The organism is Streptomyces sp. NPDC047886, from assembly GCF_043204435.1.
In the GTDB taxonomy this organism is placed as follows: domain Bacteria; phylum Actinomycetota; class Actinomycetes; order Streptomycetales; family Streptomycetaceae; genus Streptomyces.
The window spans coordinates 595,900-610,870 of sequence record NZ_JBIDCF010000001.1 but is presented as its reverse complement, the minus strand read 5'-3'; the positions used below and the strand labels follow the sequence as shown (position 1 = coordinate 610,870).

The 14,971-nt window shown below is 73.1% G+C and carries 16 protein-coding genes; 10 read left to right on the top strand and 6 right to left on the bottom strand.

Translation table 11 applies throughout. The features are described from left to right. Positions 1 to 25: 25 nt before the first annotated feature. The 4 genes from ACGF5U_RS02710 to ACGF5U_RS02695 form a co-directional block, all read right to left on the bottom strand. Positions 26 to 1,036, bottom strand: a complete 1,011-nt coding sequence (locus ACGF5U_RS02710; RefSeq protein ID WP_392714867.1) for an LLM class F420-dependent oxidoreductase — start codon at positions 1,034 to 1,036, stop codon at positions 26 to 28. 108 nt (positions 1,037 to 1,144) lie between these two features. After that, positions 1,145 to 1,966 (bottom strand): DUF5336 domain-containing protein, encoded by an 822-nt coding sequence (locus ACGF5U_RS02705; protein ID WP_392714868.1) that lies wholly within the window; start codon positions 1,964 to 1,966, stop codon positions 1,145 to 1,147. A gap of 94 nt (positions 1,967 to 2,060) precedes the next feature. Continuing rightward, positions 2,061 to 2,900 carry an N-acetylmuramoyl-L-alanine amidase gene (locus tag ACGF5U_RS02700; protein ID WP_392714993.1) on the bottom strand — a complete coding sequence of 280 codons (840 nt, stop codon included), beginning with the start codon at positions 2,898 to 2,900 and terminating at the stop codon, positions 2,061 to 2,063. A gap of 136 nt (positions 2,901 to 3,036) precedes the next feature. Further along, positions 3,037 to 3,690, bottom strand: coding sequence for a class I SAM-dependent methyltransferase (locus tag ACGF5U_RS02695; RefSeq protein WP_392714869.1), 654 nt, complete (start codon positions 3,688 to 3,690; stop codon positions 3,037 to 3,039). 161 nt (positions 3,691 to 3,851) lie between these two features. On the opposite strand from ACGF5U_RS02695, the gene ACGF5U_RS02690 reads away from it, so the two are divergent. Then, the gene (locus ACGF5U_RS02690; RefSeq protein ID WP_392714870.1) at positions 3,852 to 4,067 is read left to right on the top strand and encodes a hypothetical protein; all 216 of its coding nucleotides are present in this window, start codon (positions 3,852 to 3,854) and stop codon (positions 4,065 to 4,067) included. A 32-nt stretch (positions 4,068 to 4,099) separates the two neighbouring features. Here ACGF5U_RS02690 and ACGF5U_RS02685 read toward each other — a convergent pair whose 3' ends face one another. After that, positions 4,100 to 4,519, bottom strand: a complete 420-nt coding sequence (locus tag ACGF5U_RS02685; protein ID WP_392714871.1) for an ATP-binding protein — start codon at positions 4,517 to 4,519, stop codon at positions 4,100 to 4,102. Positions 4,520 to 4,603: 84 nt separating this feature from the next. Here ACGF5U_RS02685 and ACGF5U_RS02680 point away from each other — a divergent pair, with 84 nt between their 5' ends. After that, on the top strand, positions 4,604 to 5,452 hold the full coding sequence (locus ACGF5U_RS02680; RefSeq protein WP_392714872.1) for a helix-turn-helix domain-containing protein: 849 nt from the start codon (positions 4,604 to 4,606) through the stop codon (positions 5,450 to 5,452). Beyond that, positions 5,412 to 5,693, top strand: coding sequence for a DUF397 domain-containing protein (locus ACGF5U_RS02675; protein WP_392714873.1), 282 nt, complete (start codon positions 5,412 to 5,414; stop codon positions 5,691 to 5,693). The genes ACGF5U_RS02680 and ACGF5U_RS02675 overlap by 41 nt, the downstream gene beginning before the upstream one ends. A 98-nt stretch (positions 5,694 to 5,791) precedes the next feature. Here ACGF5U_RS02675 and ACGF5U_RS02670 read toward each other — a convergent pair whose 3' ends face one another. After that, positions 5,792 to 6,133 (bottom strand): hypothetical protein, encoded by a 342-nt coding sequence (locus ACGF5U_RS02670; protein ID WP_392714874.1) that lies wholly within the window; start codon positions 6,131 to 6,133, stop codon positions 5,792 to 5,794. A gap of 188 nt (positions 6,134 to 6,321) precedes the next feature. Here ACGF5U_RS02670 and ACGF5U_RS02665 point away from each other — a divergent pair, with 188 nt between their 5' ends. From ACGF5U_RS02665 to ACGF5U_RS02635, 7 genes are all read left to right on the top strand, one after another. After that, positions 6,322 to 7,359, top strand: coding sequence for a hypothetical protein (locus ACGF5U_RS02665; RefSeq protein WP_392714875.1), 1,038 nt, complete (start codon positions 6,322 to 6,324; stop codon positions 7,357 to 7,359). Then, a complete protein-coding gene (locus ACGF5U_RS02660; RefSeq protein WP_392714876.1) occupies positions 7,359 to 8,771 on the top strand; it encodes a hypothetical protein in 1,413 nt (470 codons plus the stop codon). Before ACGF5U_RS02665 ends, ACGF5U_RS02660 begins: the two co-directional genes overlap by 1 nt. 79 nt (positions 8,772 to 8,850) lie before the next feature. Continuing rightward, positions 8,851 to 10,062 carry a beta-ketoacyl synthase N-terminal-like domain-containing protein gene (locus ACGF5U_RS02655; RefSeq protein WP_392714877.1) on the top strand — a complete coding sequence of 404 codons (1,212 nt, stop codon included), beginning with the start codon at positions 8,851 to 8,853 and terminating at the stop codon, positions 10,060 to 10,062. 94 nt (positions 10,063 to 10,156) lie between these two features. Then, a complete protein-coding gene (locus tag ACGF5U_RS02650; RefSeq protein ID WP_392714878.1) occupies positions 10,157 to 11,641 on the top strand; it encodes an MFS transporter in 1,485 nt (494 codons plus the stop codon). A gap of 168 nt (positions 11,642 to 11,809) precedes the next feature. Continuing rightward, a complete protein-coding gene (locus ACGF5U_RS02645) occupies positions 11,810 to 12,664 on the top strand; it encodes a MaoC/PaaZ C-terminal domain-containing protein (RefSeq protein ID WP_392714994.1) in 855 nt (284 codons plus the stop codon). A 166-nt stretch (positions 12,665 to 12,830) separates the two neighbouring features. After that, complete coding sequence (locus ACGF5U_RS02640) at positions 12,831 to 13,907, top strand: Zn-dependent alcohol dehydrogenase (RefSeq protein WP_392714879.1); 1,077 nt, start codon at positions 12,831 to 12,833, stop codon at positions 13,905 to 13,907. 18 nt (positions 13,908 to 13,925) lie between these two features. Next, complete coding sequence (locus ACGF5U_RS02635) at positions 13,926 to 14,846, top strand: 3-oxoacyl-ACP reductase (RefSeq protein ID WP_392714880.1); 921 nt, start codon at positions 13,926 to 13,928, stop codon at positions 14,844 to 14,846. The last annotated feature ends 125 nt before the right edge of the window (positions 14,847 to 14,971 follow it).

The following is a 14,971-nucleotide window of genomic DNA, read 5'->3' as shown; positions in this document are numbered from 1 at the left end:
GGGGCTGCGGCTCGGGGGGCTGGGTTCAGCGGTTCAGCTCGGCCAGTACGCGCAGGGTCGCGGGGTCGGGGGCCGTCACCAGCAGGTCCGTGACGGGCCCCGCCCGCCACAGTGCCAGACGCTCGGCGATCCGGCCGCGCGGGCCGACGAGGGAGATCTCGTCGGCGAACGCGTCCGGCACGGCGAGCACGGCCTCGTCGCGCCGCCCCGCCAGGAACAGCTCCCGGACACGGCGGGCCGCGTCCCCGTACCCCATCCTGGCCATCAGGTCGGCGTGGAAATTGCGGGCGGCGTGGCCCATGCCGCCGATGTAGAACCCGAGCATCGCCTTCACCGGCAGCAGGCCATCGGCGACGTCGTCGCAGACCCGGGCCCGCACCAGCGGCGCGACCATGAAGCCCGGGGCGGCCCCGGCGAGCGCGTCCGTGTACGCGCCGGTCCGGAACGGCGACCAGTACAGGGGCAGCCACCCGTCGGCGATACGGGTCGTCTGCGCGATGTTCTTCGGCCCCTCGGCGCCCAGCAGCACCGGCAGGCCGGCCCGCAGCGGGTGGGTGATCGGCCGCAGGGCCCTGCCGAGCCCGGTGGCGTCCGCCCCGGCGTACGGGTGCGGATGGAACCGCCCGTCGAGCGCCACCGGCGCCTCGCGGCGCAGCACCTGGCGGACCACGTCCACGTACTCCCGCGTCGCGGTGAGCGGCGAGCGGGGGAACGGCCGCCCGTACCAGCCCTCGACCACCTGCGGACCTGAGAGACCGAGCCCCAGCAGCATCCGCCCGCCCGACAGGTGGTCCAGCGTCAGCGCGTGCATCGCGGTGGCCGTCGGCGCCCGCGCGGCCATCTGCGCGACGGCGGTACCCAGCCGGATCCGGGACGTGTGCGCGGCGATCCAGGTGAGCGGTGTGAACGCGTCCGACCCCCACGCCTCGGCCGTCCACACCGAGTCGTACCCGAGCCGCTCCGCCTCCCGGGCGAGACCGAGGTGCGCGGGGTCGGGGCGCCGCCCCCAGTACCCGAGGGCCAGTCCGAGCCGCATGGGCGAACCTTCCTGACGGTACGTCAGTCACGGGCGTCGGACGGGACTGTACGCCAACGGCCCCCCACCCGGAAGGGCGAGGGGCCGTCGTGCTGTGCGGTCGTGCGGTCAGCCGCGCTGGATGCCCGTCGTGTCCTGGAGCACACCGCGCCGGCCGTCCTGCGTCTGCGCCACGAGGGCCGCGCCGCGCTGCTCCACCGCCAGGTACCAGGTACCCGGGGCGAGTTCGGCGATCGGCGACGGCGAACCGTCCTCCGCGTACAGCGGCCGGGCCACCGGCACCGCGAACCAGAACGGCGAGAAGTCCGATGCGGGCGCGGGCGTGTGCTGCGCCTGCTGCTCGGCCTGCGGGTGACCGCCGCCCTGCGAGGGCTGCGCCCCGTAAGGCTGCGGCTGCCCGCCCTGACCCGGCTGCCCGCCGTAGGGCTGCGCGCCCGGGTAGCCGTAACCACCGGGGGGCATGGCCTGCTGGCCCGGCTGCCCGCCGTACGGCTGCGGGGTCTGCGGACGCGGCGCACCCATCAGCGGCGCCTTGAGCGCGGGCACCAGCGGCGAGGCGACGGCCCCGGCGGCCAGCAGCAGGGAAGCGATCAGGCCGAGGATGAGCGCGGCTCCGGCGTTCTCCGCCTCGAAGATCCACATGAGCATGGACCATGCGGCGGCGACGGTGAGGACGACACCGGCCTGCCCCAGGTCGAGCCCGGCGACCTTGCGCGGCTGGGGCAGCAGGTGGCTCACCACGACCAGGGCGGCACCGGCGACGCCGGTGAAGAAGACGCCCCAGCCCAGGTAGGAGAGTTCCCAGGGGCTCGGCACCGCGTCGCAGAAGGAGCCCGAGCATTCGGCGATGTTCAGGAACGAGGCGATGAACAGCACCACCGCTGCTCCGATCACCACGCCATCGCCTCGAGTGAGGGAGCGGATGTTCACGTGTAGAAGTCCTTCGTCGGTTCGTCTCGTCGTCGGGTGGCGCGAAGCACGGGGGCGGCCCCCATCGTACGGACGAATGTATCGTCCGCTGTCCCTACCCGTTCAGGTAGGTGCTGATGCCGTCCGCGATTCCCCGCGCCGCTTTCTGCCGCCAGGAGCCGTCCTTGAGCAGCGCGGCGTCCTTCGGATCACGCATGTTGCCGCATTCGACGAACACCTTGGGCACGGCCGACAGGTTCAGCCCGCCCAGATCGTCGCGCACGTCCAACCCCGTACCGCCCCCGATGTAGTTGGCGGGGGCGCTGCCCGTCGCCAGGGCGAACGTCCTGGCGATGTGCTCGCCGAGCGTACGCGAAGGACCGACGATTTTTGTCGTGTCCGCAGCACCTCCACGGACCTTCGCGGGCAGGATCACATGGAAGCCCCGGTTCCCGGCCGCCGAGCCGTCCGCGTGGACGGAGACCACCGCGTCCGCCCGTGCCGCGTTGCCGACGCGGGCCCGTTCGTCGATACACGGCCCGAACGGACGATCGGCGTCATGGGTGAACACGACCGTCGCGCCCTGCTCGCGGAGCAGGGTGCGCAGACGGTGTGAGACGTCGAGGGTGAATTCCGCCTCCGTGTAGCCGTCGGCGGTCGCGGTGCCGGTGGTGTCGCATTCCTTGCGATGCGTACCGACGTCGACGAGAGCGTTGATTTCCTTCGGGTGATCGAAATTGCCTGGATTGTGGCCAGGGTCGATCACGACCGTCTTCCCGGACAGGGGAAGGGTGGCACCCTCGGGCGCGGCAGACGGGGAAGGCGACACCGCCGCCGCGCCCGCCGTCGGTACCGCATCCGGCGGCGCGCCACCCGCCCGCCGCCCGGTGTCGTCGGCCGCCGCCCGCACCAGCCAGCCCACCGCCACGGTCGTCAGCAGCGCGGCCGCCGCCACGGCCAGCCCGGCGCGCGCCCGCCGCCGGCGCACGGACGCGGACGCGGGAACGGGGACGGGGACAGGGGCGGGGACGGGTTTCGGGATGTCGTCGTCGTGCACGTGCGCGAGCCTAGGCGCTCCCCGCGCGGGACGCTCAGATTCCCGCGCCCGTGCGCCGCAGCACCCGCAGCGAGTCCGTCGCCGACACCTCCGTGAACGCGCCCGACTCCAGCGCCCGCAGGTACACCCGGTACGGGGCCTGGCCGGTGAACTCGTCCACCGGGTCGGGGAACACGTCGTGGATCACCAGCAGCCCGCCCTCCGCGACGCGCGGCGCCCAGCCCTCGTAGTCGCCGTTCGCGTGCTCGTCCGTGTGCCCGCCGTCGATGAACACGAGCCCGACCTCGCCCGCCCACACCCGCGCCGCCTGCGGCGACCGCCCGACGACCGCGATGACGTGGTCCTCCAGGCCGGCGGCGTGCAGGGTCCGGCGGAACGTCGGCAGGGTGTCCATCAGGCCGACCTCCGGGTCCACCACCGTCGGGTCGTGGTACTCCCACCCCGGCTGCTGCTCCTCGCTGCCCCGGTGGTGGTCCACGGTCACGGCGACGGTCCCGGCCGCCCGCGCCGCGTCGGCCAGCAGGATCGTGGACCGCCCGCAGTACGTCCCGACCTCGAGCAGCGGCAGCCCGAGCCGCCCGGCCTCGACGGCCGCCGCGTACAGGGCCAGGCCCTCCCGTACGGGCATGAAGCCCTTGGCCGCCTCGAAGGCGGCGAGCGTCGCGGGCTCGGGCGTGGCGGCTGCCATGGATCGGGTCCTCCCGGTCGTACGTGCGTGTGAGCAGCCATTAGGCCACAGAGGCCAGCCGGTCACCAGATCGGTGGGCCGCCGGGCCGCCCGGGTCGCCCGCCCAGGCGTTCCGCGATCACCTGGGAGCGCCGGTCACCGTACTCACGGGAGGAGTGAAGATGACAGCGCAACCAGATCAGGTGCTGCACACGGTCGCGGAGAAGGTGCGTGCGTTGCTCCTGGCGGGCGAGCCCTCGATGGAGAGGGCCATCGAGAAGGCACGGGCGGAGACCCCCGGCGGCCGGAACGTGAGCGAGGGAGAGGTCTCCGAGTACATCGACACCCTCCGGTCCAGCCCCGACGGCATCAGCGCCCTCGACGAGGGGCCCCAGTAGGAGCTCTCGTCGCCCCTCCGTCCTCTCACTCCTCAGCCCTCTTCGGTGTCGCACTCGAACCAGACCGTCTTGCCGTCGGGCAGCCGCGTCACCCCCCACCGGTCGGTCACCGCGTCCACCAGCAGGAGCCCGCGCCCGCCCTCCCCGAGCCGGTCCACCGGCCGCACCGGGAGGGCGGGCCGCTCGGACCCGTCCGAGACCTCCACCCGCAGCACGCCCTGCCCCCGCAGGATGACCGTCGTGGCCCACCGGCCCGGCACGTGACGGACGACATTGGTGGCCAGCTCGGTCAGCGCGAGCTCGGCGGCCTCGGCGACGCCGGTCATGCCCCAGCTCCCCAGCAACATCCGTAGCACGCGCCGCAGATGCCGCACGGAATGCTCACCGAGCGTGAACCCCAACTGGTAGCTGTCGCCGAATTCGCCTGGAGCGGGGCGAGTTACGTGATTCATGTCACCAGCGTGGAGCGATGTGGTTACGCTCGGCTACGGACCGAAAGGAACGCCGCGAGGCGTTGGCTTGGGGGTGACCGCCGCATGGTCAACATCCGTGATCTCGATCCCAGCGCTTCTCCGCTGGACTACTACGGCTCCGAACTCCGCCGCCTGAGAGAGGCGGCCAAGCTCAGGCAGGGGCAGCTGGGCGGAGTCATCTTCTGCACGGGTTCGCTGATCGGGCAGATCGAAACGGCGAAGAAGGTGCCGACACGGGAGTTCTCGGAACGCCTGGACGCCGCGCTCGGCACGGACGGCACGTTCTCACGACTGGTGGGGCTGGTGTTGCGGAGCCAACTGCCGACGTGGTTCCAGGCGTACGCGGAGATGGAGGCGAAGGCGGCGTACATCTCCACGTACCAGGCGCAGCTGGTGTACGGGCTGCTCCAGACGGAGGAGTACGCGCGGGCGGTACTGGGCGCGCGGACCGACGAGAACATCGACGCCCGTGTGGCGGCCCGAATGGAACGGCAGCGGATACTGGACCGCGACCGGCCGCCGCTCATCTGGGTCGTGTTGAGCGAGGCGGTCCTCCATCAGGAGATCGGCGGCCGGGAGGTCATGCGGGCCCAACTTGCCCACCTGTTGAGCCTGCGGGGGCGGGAGTGGGTCAAGGTGCAGGTTCTGCCCTTCGTGGCTGGCGCGCACACCGGACTGATGGGTTCCTTCAACATCCTGCGGTTCGAGGACGACCCGGACATCGTCTACACCGAGGACTTCGTGCAGGGCCATATGACGGCCAATCCGGACGCTGTCAGGGAAGGTTCGCTCCGTTACGATCACTTGCAGGCCGCCGCGCTCTCCGTGGAGGATTCGGCGGCACTGATCGCCCGCGTAATGGAGGAACGCTATGGAGAGCATCCAGACTCTGACGGGCGCACGGTGGCGTAAGTCGTCGTACAGCTCGGACACTGGTGGCGAGTGCGTCGAGTGCGCGCCGCTCGGCGCCGCCGCCTGGCAGAAGTCGTCGCACAGCGGAGACACCGGCGGTGATTGCGTCGAGGTCGCCGCACGGCCCTGCCGTATCGCCGTCCGTGACTCCAAGAACCCCGACGGTCCCGTTTTCGCCGTCGCCCCCGCCGCCTTCGCGGCCTTCGTCACGGCCGCCGCCGGGGGAGACTTCGGCGTCTGAGGAACGTAGCGAAACGACTCCGCCCCGGTACGGGTCCGTACCGGGGCGGAGCTGTTGGTCGACACGACGATGCCGACCGACCGTCATGAACCTGCCGCTCAGGAGAAGACCACCGACCGCAGCTTCAGCCGCTCGCTCGCGCTGCCGCCCGGCCGGAGCACGTAGAAGAGGCCTTCGCAGTCCACGTCCGTGAAGACGGTCGCCGTCGACGTGGTGCGGTTCTTCGGGGTGTGCGCGGGCGGGAACGCGTAACTCTCGACCTCGGGCAGGGTGATGCACCGGCCGCTGTCGGGGTCGGTCAGCCTGCCGGTCTCCGGGTCGCCGTTCTCGGTGTAGTACGTGTAGCTGAACTCGCCCGTGGCCGCGCCGGCCGAGGTGGGCAACGTCAGGACGAGCGCGAACGCGCCGACGGCGGCGGCGAGCGTGGTGCGAAGTCGCATGAGAAATCCCGTCATCCAAGGTATTGATGCCTTGTGGGCGCTGCCCACGGGGTTGTCCGGATATGCGGGCGTCACTCGAACCGGTGGAGCGGGATCGTTCCTTCGACCCCCGTGAGGCCGTGTCGGTGCCGGCCCGTACCATCGGCGCGTTTGCTCGATCTTCGATGCCGGTTCGCAAGGGGGAACACATGGCGGGGCAGGACAGAGGCGGGGGCAGGCGGCGCGGGCGGATACGCGCGGCCGTCCTGGCCGTGGTGGTGCTCGCGTCCGCGACGGGAGTGCTGGCGGCCACGGACAGCTGGCCGTTCCGCGACAGCTACTGCTGGGGCGCCTGGCAGCAGAACAGTGGACCGTACTTCCTCGGGGACGAGCCGCTGGACCAGGGCGCGAAGCGGACCGGTACGCAGTCCGCACCGCCGTCCGCCGGACAGCCCGAGGCGCTGTGCGAGGTCCTGGTGCTCAGGGAGGTTCCGAGCGACGACCCGAGCAGCAAGACCGTCACCGCGGAGTACGGCCGGGTCCCGGCCGATGCGGAGGAGCGCCGCGAGTGGCTGGCCCACTTCCTGAGCGGCTCCGCCACGCTCCTGCCCGACGGGCTCGACGGAGTCGTGGCCGAAGACCGGGCGATGCTGGTCCTGCCGGAGGCGTGCGATGTGGACGGCAAGCCGTCGACGGTGACGATCCGGACCGACGGCGGCTCCATCGGCGAGCTGGACGAGGTCACGGGCATGCTGCTGAACCTCGCCGACAAGACGATGAAGGCGGCGAGTTGCGCGCCGGACACGCCGCTGCGCGTGCGGTCGCCGATGGTGGCGGTCGCCGAGAGCGAGGAGAGCGAGTACGCCCTCGACCCGCTCTGCCGGATCCCCGGGATGCGGTTCGACTACGTGAAGGAGTACGACTACGAGCAGCAGGTGGGCGTGGTGGACGACCGGCTGCGGACCTGCTCCGTGCTGTGGGAGACGCGCTACACGCCCCGGGAACCCGCGGGTCAGTACGTGATGGCCGGTACACCGAGGTTCGCCGCCCTGTTCGCGGGTCTCCCGGAGGGCGTCGACCACGGGCTGGTGCGCACCACCTGCAAGGGGCGGCCGACGGTCTACTACGGCAGCACGGGGGAGGGCCTGCGCGGCCTCAGCGTGCCTGACGATCGGACGGTGTTCAGGAACTTCGTGCAGTCCGTGAGCGCGTACATGGGGTGCGAGAACAAGGGAACGGTGGCGTGATGGCGGAATCCGAGACCGAGCGGGGGAACGGCACCGAGCGAGGGAACGGGACCGAGCGAGGGAACGGCACCGAGCCCGCCGCGACCGAGACGCCGACCGAGACGCCGACCAGGGCCGCAGCCGCGCCGGAAGCCGCCGCGACCGAGACCGACACCGCCGCCGGGACTGCGGCCGCGGCCGCGCCGGAAGCCGCCGCCGAGTCCGAGTCCGGGTCCGCGCCCGCCGCCGAGACCGACACCGCAGCCACGCCGGAAGCCGCCGCCGAGTCCGGGACCGAGCCCGCCGCCGCGACCGAGCCCGCGCCCGCGCGGCGGTCGCCGCTGGGGCGGTTCCTGCGTCACCGCACGGTCCGTACCGCCGTCGTCGCCGGGCTCGTCGGCGCGCTGCTCGGCGCGGGCGTCGTCGGCTGGCGGACCGACACGCTCCCGCTGGTCGGGCCCAAGCCGTGCTGGGACTCCCTCGACGACTCCGCCGTGGCCGCGCTCTTCGGCGACCGCAGGATCGAGGCCGAGGAGCAGAAGCTCCAGCCCGACCCGCGCGGCGACCGGCTCATGTACGGCCAGTGCCGGATCACGAGCTACCGCGAGGAGCGCGGCGAGGAGCGGGCCGCCCGGCAGGTGACCGTCCACGTCCGCAGGCTGGACTCGCTGTACGGCACCGACAGCCGCAAGTGGCCCGCCGAGTTCCTCGCGGCGACCATGTCGCCGCTCGGGGAGGGGCTGCCCGGCATGGCGTCGGGGGCCCGCGCCTGGATCGCGCTGCCGCAGAGCTGCACCGGGTCCGGCGACGGGGGCCCGGCCGTGGTCGACGCGGGCATGGGGCAGGCGGGGCTGGAGGTCGACTCCGTGTACGACCCGGCGGAGCGGGCCGCGCTCGCCCGTACGGTGGTGGCGGTGGCCAACGGCGTCCTGCGCGACTTCGACTGCGCCGGTGCCTACCCGGCCCCCCGCGAACTGGCCGCGCCGGTCGACTGGACCGCCGCGAACCATCAGGCGTTCTGCGGGATCAAGGGGTTCGTCCTGCCCGCCGCCCACCGCAAGCTCCTGAGCACCGTGCGCTTCGTCGCCGGTGGCGAAGGCCCCGCCAGGGTCTGCGAGGCGTCCTACGACCGGGGCAGGCCGACCGTGCGGTTCACGACCGTCGTCGAACCGCTCACCGCGCACGTCTTCGCGCGGGACCTCCTGAACGGGGGGCCGCACTTCGACGGCGACAGGGGCCGGGGAACGCTCAACGCCACCCGCGCCGTGTACGAGGTGAACTGCCAGTCCGGGCCGGTGGTGTTCATGGTGGAGCAGCTGAAGAACGCGGAGCGCGGGTTCCGGTACACCCGTGACCTGCTGCCCCCGTACGTCGCAGCCGAGGCCGAGCGGATCGGCTGCGGCTCCGTGAAGGTGGTCGCGCCGAAGGGGTGACCCGGGGCCCGCGTCGCGCCCCTTCCGTCCTACTGGAACGCGTTCTACTCTGCGGGCCGGCCACGGAAGGGGCGCAGCCATGAAGACGAGGGCGTACATCGTCGGCGTCGGCACGACCAGGTTCGAGAAGCCCGAGACCCGCGACTGGCAGTACTGGGACATGGCCCGGGAGGCCGGCACCGCCGCCCTCGCCGACGCGGGCATCGGATACGAGGCCGTGGAACAGGTCCCCGTCGGCTTCTGCCACCAGGCGTCGACGGCCGGGCAGCGCGCCGCGTACGAACTCGGCCTCACCGGCGTACCCGTCTACAACGTCAACAACAACTGCGCCACCGGCGCGACCGCGTTGATGCTGGCCCGCCAGTTCGTGGAGGGCGGTGCGAGCGACTGCGTCCTCGCCCTCGGCTTCGAGAAGATGACGCGCGGCGCGCTCGGCGCGGGCGCCGGGGCGGGGGACTTCCGTACGTCGCCCGTCGCCCGGCACTACGGGATCATGGCCGCCGCCCACGGCTTCGCCGAGGCCCCGCCCACCGCCCAGCTCTTCGGCAACGCCGCCCGCGAGCACATGGACCGGTACGGCACGACCGAGGCCCAGCTCGCGGCCGTCGGCGCCAAGAACCACCGGCACTCCGCCCACAACCCCGACGCGCAGTTCCGCACCGTGTACTCGGTCGCCGATGTGCTCGCCGCACCGACCGTGCACCACCCGCTGACCAGGCTCCAGTGCTCACCCACCTCCGACGGCGCCGCGGCGGCCGTCGTCGCCTCCGAGCGGTTCGTGGCACGGCACGGGCTCGCCGGCCGGGCCGTCGAGATCGTCGCGCAGGCGATGACCACCGACACCGAGGCGTCGTTCGCCTCCGGAACCTGCGTCGACGCCGTCGGGGCGCCCATGACCCGGGCGGCCGCGCTGCAGGCGTACGACGCGGCCGGGCTCGGCATCGAGGACGTCGACGTCATCGAACTCCACGACTGCTTCTCCATCAACGAACTGCTGACCTACGAGGCGCTCGGCATGTGCGCGGTGGGGGAGTCCGGCAAGCTCGTCGAGTCCGGCGCCACCACCTACGGCGGCCGCTGGGTGGTGAACCCGTCCGGCGGGCTGATCTCCAAGGGCCACCCGCTGGGCGCCACCGGCCTCGCCCAGGCCGCCGAACTCGTACGGCAGCTGCGCGGCGAGGCCGGCGCCCGCCAGGTCGCCGGGGCACGCACCGGCCTCGCCCACAACATCGGCCTCGGCGGCGCCGCCGTCGTCACCCTGCTACGGGCCGCTACGCACGGCACGGAGTGACCCGGGCGAGGTGAGCGCGCCGGGCGCGGGGTACCCGCTCCCCGGACCGATGCCACCATGTACGGACCGGAAGGCAGCTGCGACCATGACACGTATGGCCCAGCCCCGGACAGACGCCGCAGCCACCGCAGCCGCCGCTCCCGCCCGCTTCCGCCCCCGCCTCACTCCCCGCTCACGTCCCCGCACCCCGCGTCCCGTCAGGACCTGGCTGGTGCTCACGACCGCCTGCGCCGGCCAGTTCCTGGTCGTCCTCGACGTGTCCGTCGTCAATGTGGCCCTGCCCTCCATGCGCGCCGACCTGGGACTGTCGGCGCTCGGCCTGCAGTGGGTGCTCAACACGTACTCGATCGCGTTCGCCGGGTTCATGCTGCTCGGCGGGCGCGCCGCCGACCTGTTCGGCCGGAAGCGGATGTTCCTCGTCGGGCTCGGCCTGTTCACCGCCGCGTCCGTCGCGGGCGGGCTCGCCCAGGAGGGCTGGCAGCTGCTCGCCGCCCGCGCCGTCCAGGGGCTCGGCGCGGCGGTCCTCGCGCCCGCCACGCTCACCATCGTGACCGGCGCCGTACCGGAAGGGCACGCCCGCACCCGGGCCATCGGGACCTGGGCGGCGGTCGGGGCGGGCGGCGGCGCGGCGGGCGGGCTCGTCGGCGGACTCCTGACCGACCTGCTGTCCTGGCGCTGGGTGCTCCTGATCAACGTGCCGGTGGGCGCCCTCGTCCTGATCGCCGCCGTCGTGTGGGTCCGCGAACACCGCACCGGCGCCGGGCGGCGGCTCGACCTGCCCGGCGCGGTGCTGGTCACGGGCGGCCTCGCGGCCCTCGCGTACGGCGTCGTCCAGACCGAGCAGGCCGGCTGGGGCGCCCGGGAGACCCTCGTGCCCCTCCTCGGCGGGCTCGCGCTGCTCGCCGCCTTCGTCGCGGTGGAGGCCCGCGCCCGGCAGCCGCTCATGCCACTGAAGGTGTTCCGGTCCCGGGCGGTGGCGGCCGCGAACGTGGCCATGCTGGTCACCGGCTCGGCGTCGTTCGCCATGTGGTTCTTCATGACGGTGTACGCGCAGAACGTGCTCGGCTACAGCCCGCTGGAGGCCGGGCTCGCCCTCGTACCCAGCTCGATCAGCATCGTCGTCGGCTCGAAGATCGCGCCCCGGCTCATGCCGCTCACCGGCGCGGGCAACCTCGCGGTGATCGGCGCGCTGCTCGGCGCCGTCGGCTTCGCCTGGCAGTCGCTGATGGACGCGGACGGCACGTTCACGACGGCCATCCTGGGGCCCGGCATCCTGATGATGACCGGTGTCGGGCTCGTCATCACCCCGCTGGCCACGCTCGCCACCACGGGCGCCGCCCCCGGCGACGCCGGCCTCGTCTCGGGGCTCGTCAACACCTCCCGCACGATGGGCGGCGCCCTGGGCCTCGCGGTGCTGTCCACGGTCGCCGCGTCCCGCACGGAGGGCGCCACGGACCCCGGGACGCTGACGGCCGGATACGCCCTGGCGTTCCGCACGGGCGCGGGCATCCTCGTCGCCAGCGCCCTGATGATGTACCTCTGGCTGCCCCGCCGGAGCAATCCGGCCCAGGGTGTCTGACGAGGCGTCAGGAGCCTTCCCAAGCCACCCGGCACGCGCTATACAGGAGGCCGCCGGCCCCTAGAACACGTTCTCGTGCGGTCGGCACCCGCACGCCTCGGTGTGGCCGACGGTGCGGACGGTCGCACCGAGGTCCTCTCCGCCCACGACCCCCGGGAGCAGCGCCCCATGCCGATCGACGTCCCCCAGGCACTCGCCGCCGAGCCGCGCTCCGCCGAGATCGGCTGGGACCACAAGGACATCCAGCTCTACCACCTCGGCCTCGGCGCCGGAACGCCCGCCACCGACCCCGACGAGCTGCGCTACACCCTGGAGTCCCGGCTGCACGTCCTGCCCAGCTTCGCCACCGTCGCGGGCGCCGGCATGGGCATGCTCGGCGGGCTGGCCGCGCCCGGTATCGACGTCGACCTGGCCGCCGTCCTGCACGCCGGGCAGCGCGTCGACCTGCACCGCCCCATCCCGGTACGCGGCCGGGCCGTCACTACCTCACGCGTCGCCGCCGTGTACGACAAGGGCAAGGCCGCCCTCATCGTCCTGCGCTCCGAGACCGCCGACGACGACGGGCCGCTCTGGACGAGCGACGCCGAGATCTTCGTACGGGGCGAAGGCGGCTTCGGCGGTGAGCGCGGCCCCTCCGCCCGCGCCGAAGCCCCGGACCGCGCCCCCGACCGGACCGTCGAGCGCCCCGTCCGCGAAGAGCAGGCGCTGCTGTACCGGCTGTCCGGGGACTGGAACCCGCTGCACGCCGACCCCGAGTTCGCCAAGCTCGCCGGATTCGACCGGCCGATCCTGCACGGGCTGTGCACGTACGGGATGACCCTGAAGGCCGTCGTGGACACGGTCCTCGACGGCGACGTCACCCGGGTCCGCTCGTACCGCACCCGCTTCGCCGGGGTCGCCTTCCCCGGCGAGACCCTGCGCGTACGCCTCTGGGAGGAGCCCGGACAGGTCCGCGCGGCGGTCACGGCCGCCGAGCGGGACGACGCGCCCGTCCTCGCCGACACGGTCGTGGAGACCGTCTGAACGCACCCGCCCGCCCGCACCGCCCATCCGCACCGCCCTGCAGCGCCGCCCCCACCGATCTCCCCTGCCTAACCGATCTCCCCGACCCCACCGATCTCCCCGACCCCACCGCCCCTCACCGCCCGTCACGCCCCTCACGCCCGCACGGACCGAAGGGAGCCGCGCCATGCGCGCAGCCGTACTGCACGAGACCGGCCAGGACAAGCTGGAGGTCCACGACGACGTCGAGGCGGTGGGATTCGGCCCCGGCAGGGTGCGGATCCGTGTCCGGGCCACCGGGCTGTGCCACTCGGACGTCTCCGCGATGAGCGGCGTCCTGCCGCAGCCCGCCCCGTTCGTCCCCGGCCACGAGGGCGCCGGTGAGGTCGTGGACGTCGGCGAAGGCGTCACCTCGGTCAAGCCCGGCGACCGGGTCGTCCTGTGCTGGCTCCCCGCCTGCGGAACCTGCCAGGCGTGCCGGCGCGGCCAGACCCAGCTGTGCCTGGCCGGGTTCCTCAACGCCGGGACCCCCAACTTCAAGCGGCCCGGCGGCGACGTCTTCGGCTTCGCCGGCACCGGCACCTTCGCCGAGGAGGTCGTGGTCGACGCGGGCTGCGCCGTCCCCATCCCCGACGACGTCCCCTTCGACATCGCCGCGCTCATCGGCTGCGGCGTCACCACGGGACTCGGCGCGGCCATCAACACCGCCCGGGTCGAAGCCGGTTCGTCGGTCGCGGTCATCGGCTGCGGAGGCGTCGGCATCTCCGCCGTGCAGGGCGCCAAGCTGCGGGGCGCCGCCGAGATCGTCGCCGTCGACCCGGTGGAGTCCCGCAGAGAGGCCGCCCTCCGGTTCGGCGCGACGGAGGCGGTCGCCCCGGACGGGCTCGCCGACGCGAAGCAGCGCGTCACCGGCGGCGAGGGCTTCGACTACGTCTTCGAGGTCGTCGGCCGCTCGGCCACCGCCCGTACCGCCTACGAGACCACCCGGCGCGGCGGCACCCTCTGCATCGTCGGCGCGGGCGCCATGGACGACTTCCTGCGGCTCAACATGTTCGAGCTGTTCTTCGACGAGAAGAGGATCCTGCCGTCGATGTACGGCGGCGGTGACGTCCTCCGCTCGTACGAACGGTCCATCGCCCTCTGGCGGGCAGGCCGCGTCGACCTGGCCGGCCTGATCACACACCGGGTCCGGCTCGCCGACGTCAACGAGGCCCTGACGCAGATGCGGACCGGCGAGGCCCTGCGCACCTGCATCGAACTCTGACGACGGGAGGAACGGACCATGTCACTGCCTCTGGAGGGGCTCACGGCCGTCGTCACCGGCGCCGCGCGCGGGCTGGGCCGCGCGGAGGCGCTGGAACTGGCGCGGCTGGGCGCGGCGGTCGTCGTCAACGACCACGGCGAGACGTCCGCGGGACCCGCCGCCGAGACCGTCGCCGAGATCCGCGCGGCGGGCGGCCGTGCCGTCGCCCACCTGGGCGACGTCTCCGACCACACCGCCGCCCGCGCCCTCGTGGACCTGGCCGTCGACACGTACGGACGGCTCGACGTCCTCGTCAACAACGCGGGCATCCTGCGCGACCGGATGGTCTTCTCGATGACCGAGGACGAGTGGGACGCGGTCATCCGCGTCCACCTCAAGGGCCACTTCAACACCACCCGCTTCGCGGCGGCCCACTGGCGCCACCGCTCCAAGGCGGCGGGCGGCGCCCCCGTCCACGGCAGGATCGTCAACACCTCCTCCGAGGCGTTCCTCGCCGGCTCGGCCGGCCAGCCCAACTACGCGGCCGCCAAGGGCGGCATCGTGGGCCTCACCACATCGACCGCGCACGCCCTCGCCAAGTACGGCGTGACGTGCAACGCGATCTGCCCGCGCGCCCGCACCGGCATGACGGCCGACGTCTTCGCGGGCGTCGCCGAACCGGCACCCGGCGAGACGGACCGGCTGGCCCCGGAACACGTCGCCCCGCTCGTCGGCTACCTCGCCTCCCCGGCCGCCGCCCGCGTCAACGGCCAGCTCCTGGTGGTGCACGGCGGTCTGGTCGCCGTCATGGAACGCCCGCGCGTGGCCGCCACGTTCGGCACCCGGAAGGAGACCTACTCGTACGACGAGCTGGACGCCCAGCTCACCCCGTACTACGCGGAGCGGCCCCCGGGCGAGACGTTCGCGGCGACGGAGGTGCTGTCGCTCACCCGCCCCTGAGACGCCGGCCTCCGGCGCACCGGGAGACGACGAGGGCCGCCCCGGGATCACCGGGAACGGCCCTCGAAACGACAACTGACCTACCGTCAGACCGCGTGGGAACCGTGGTTCGGCTCCCTGCGGTG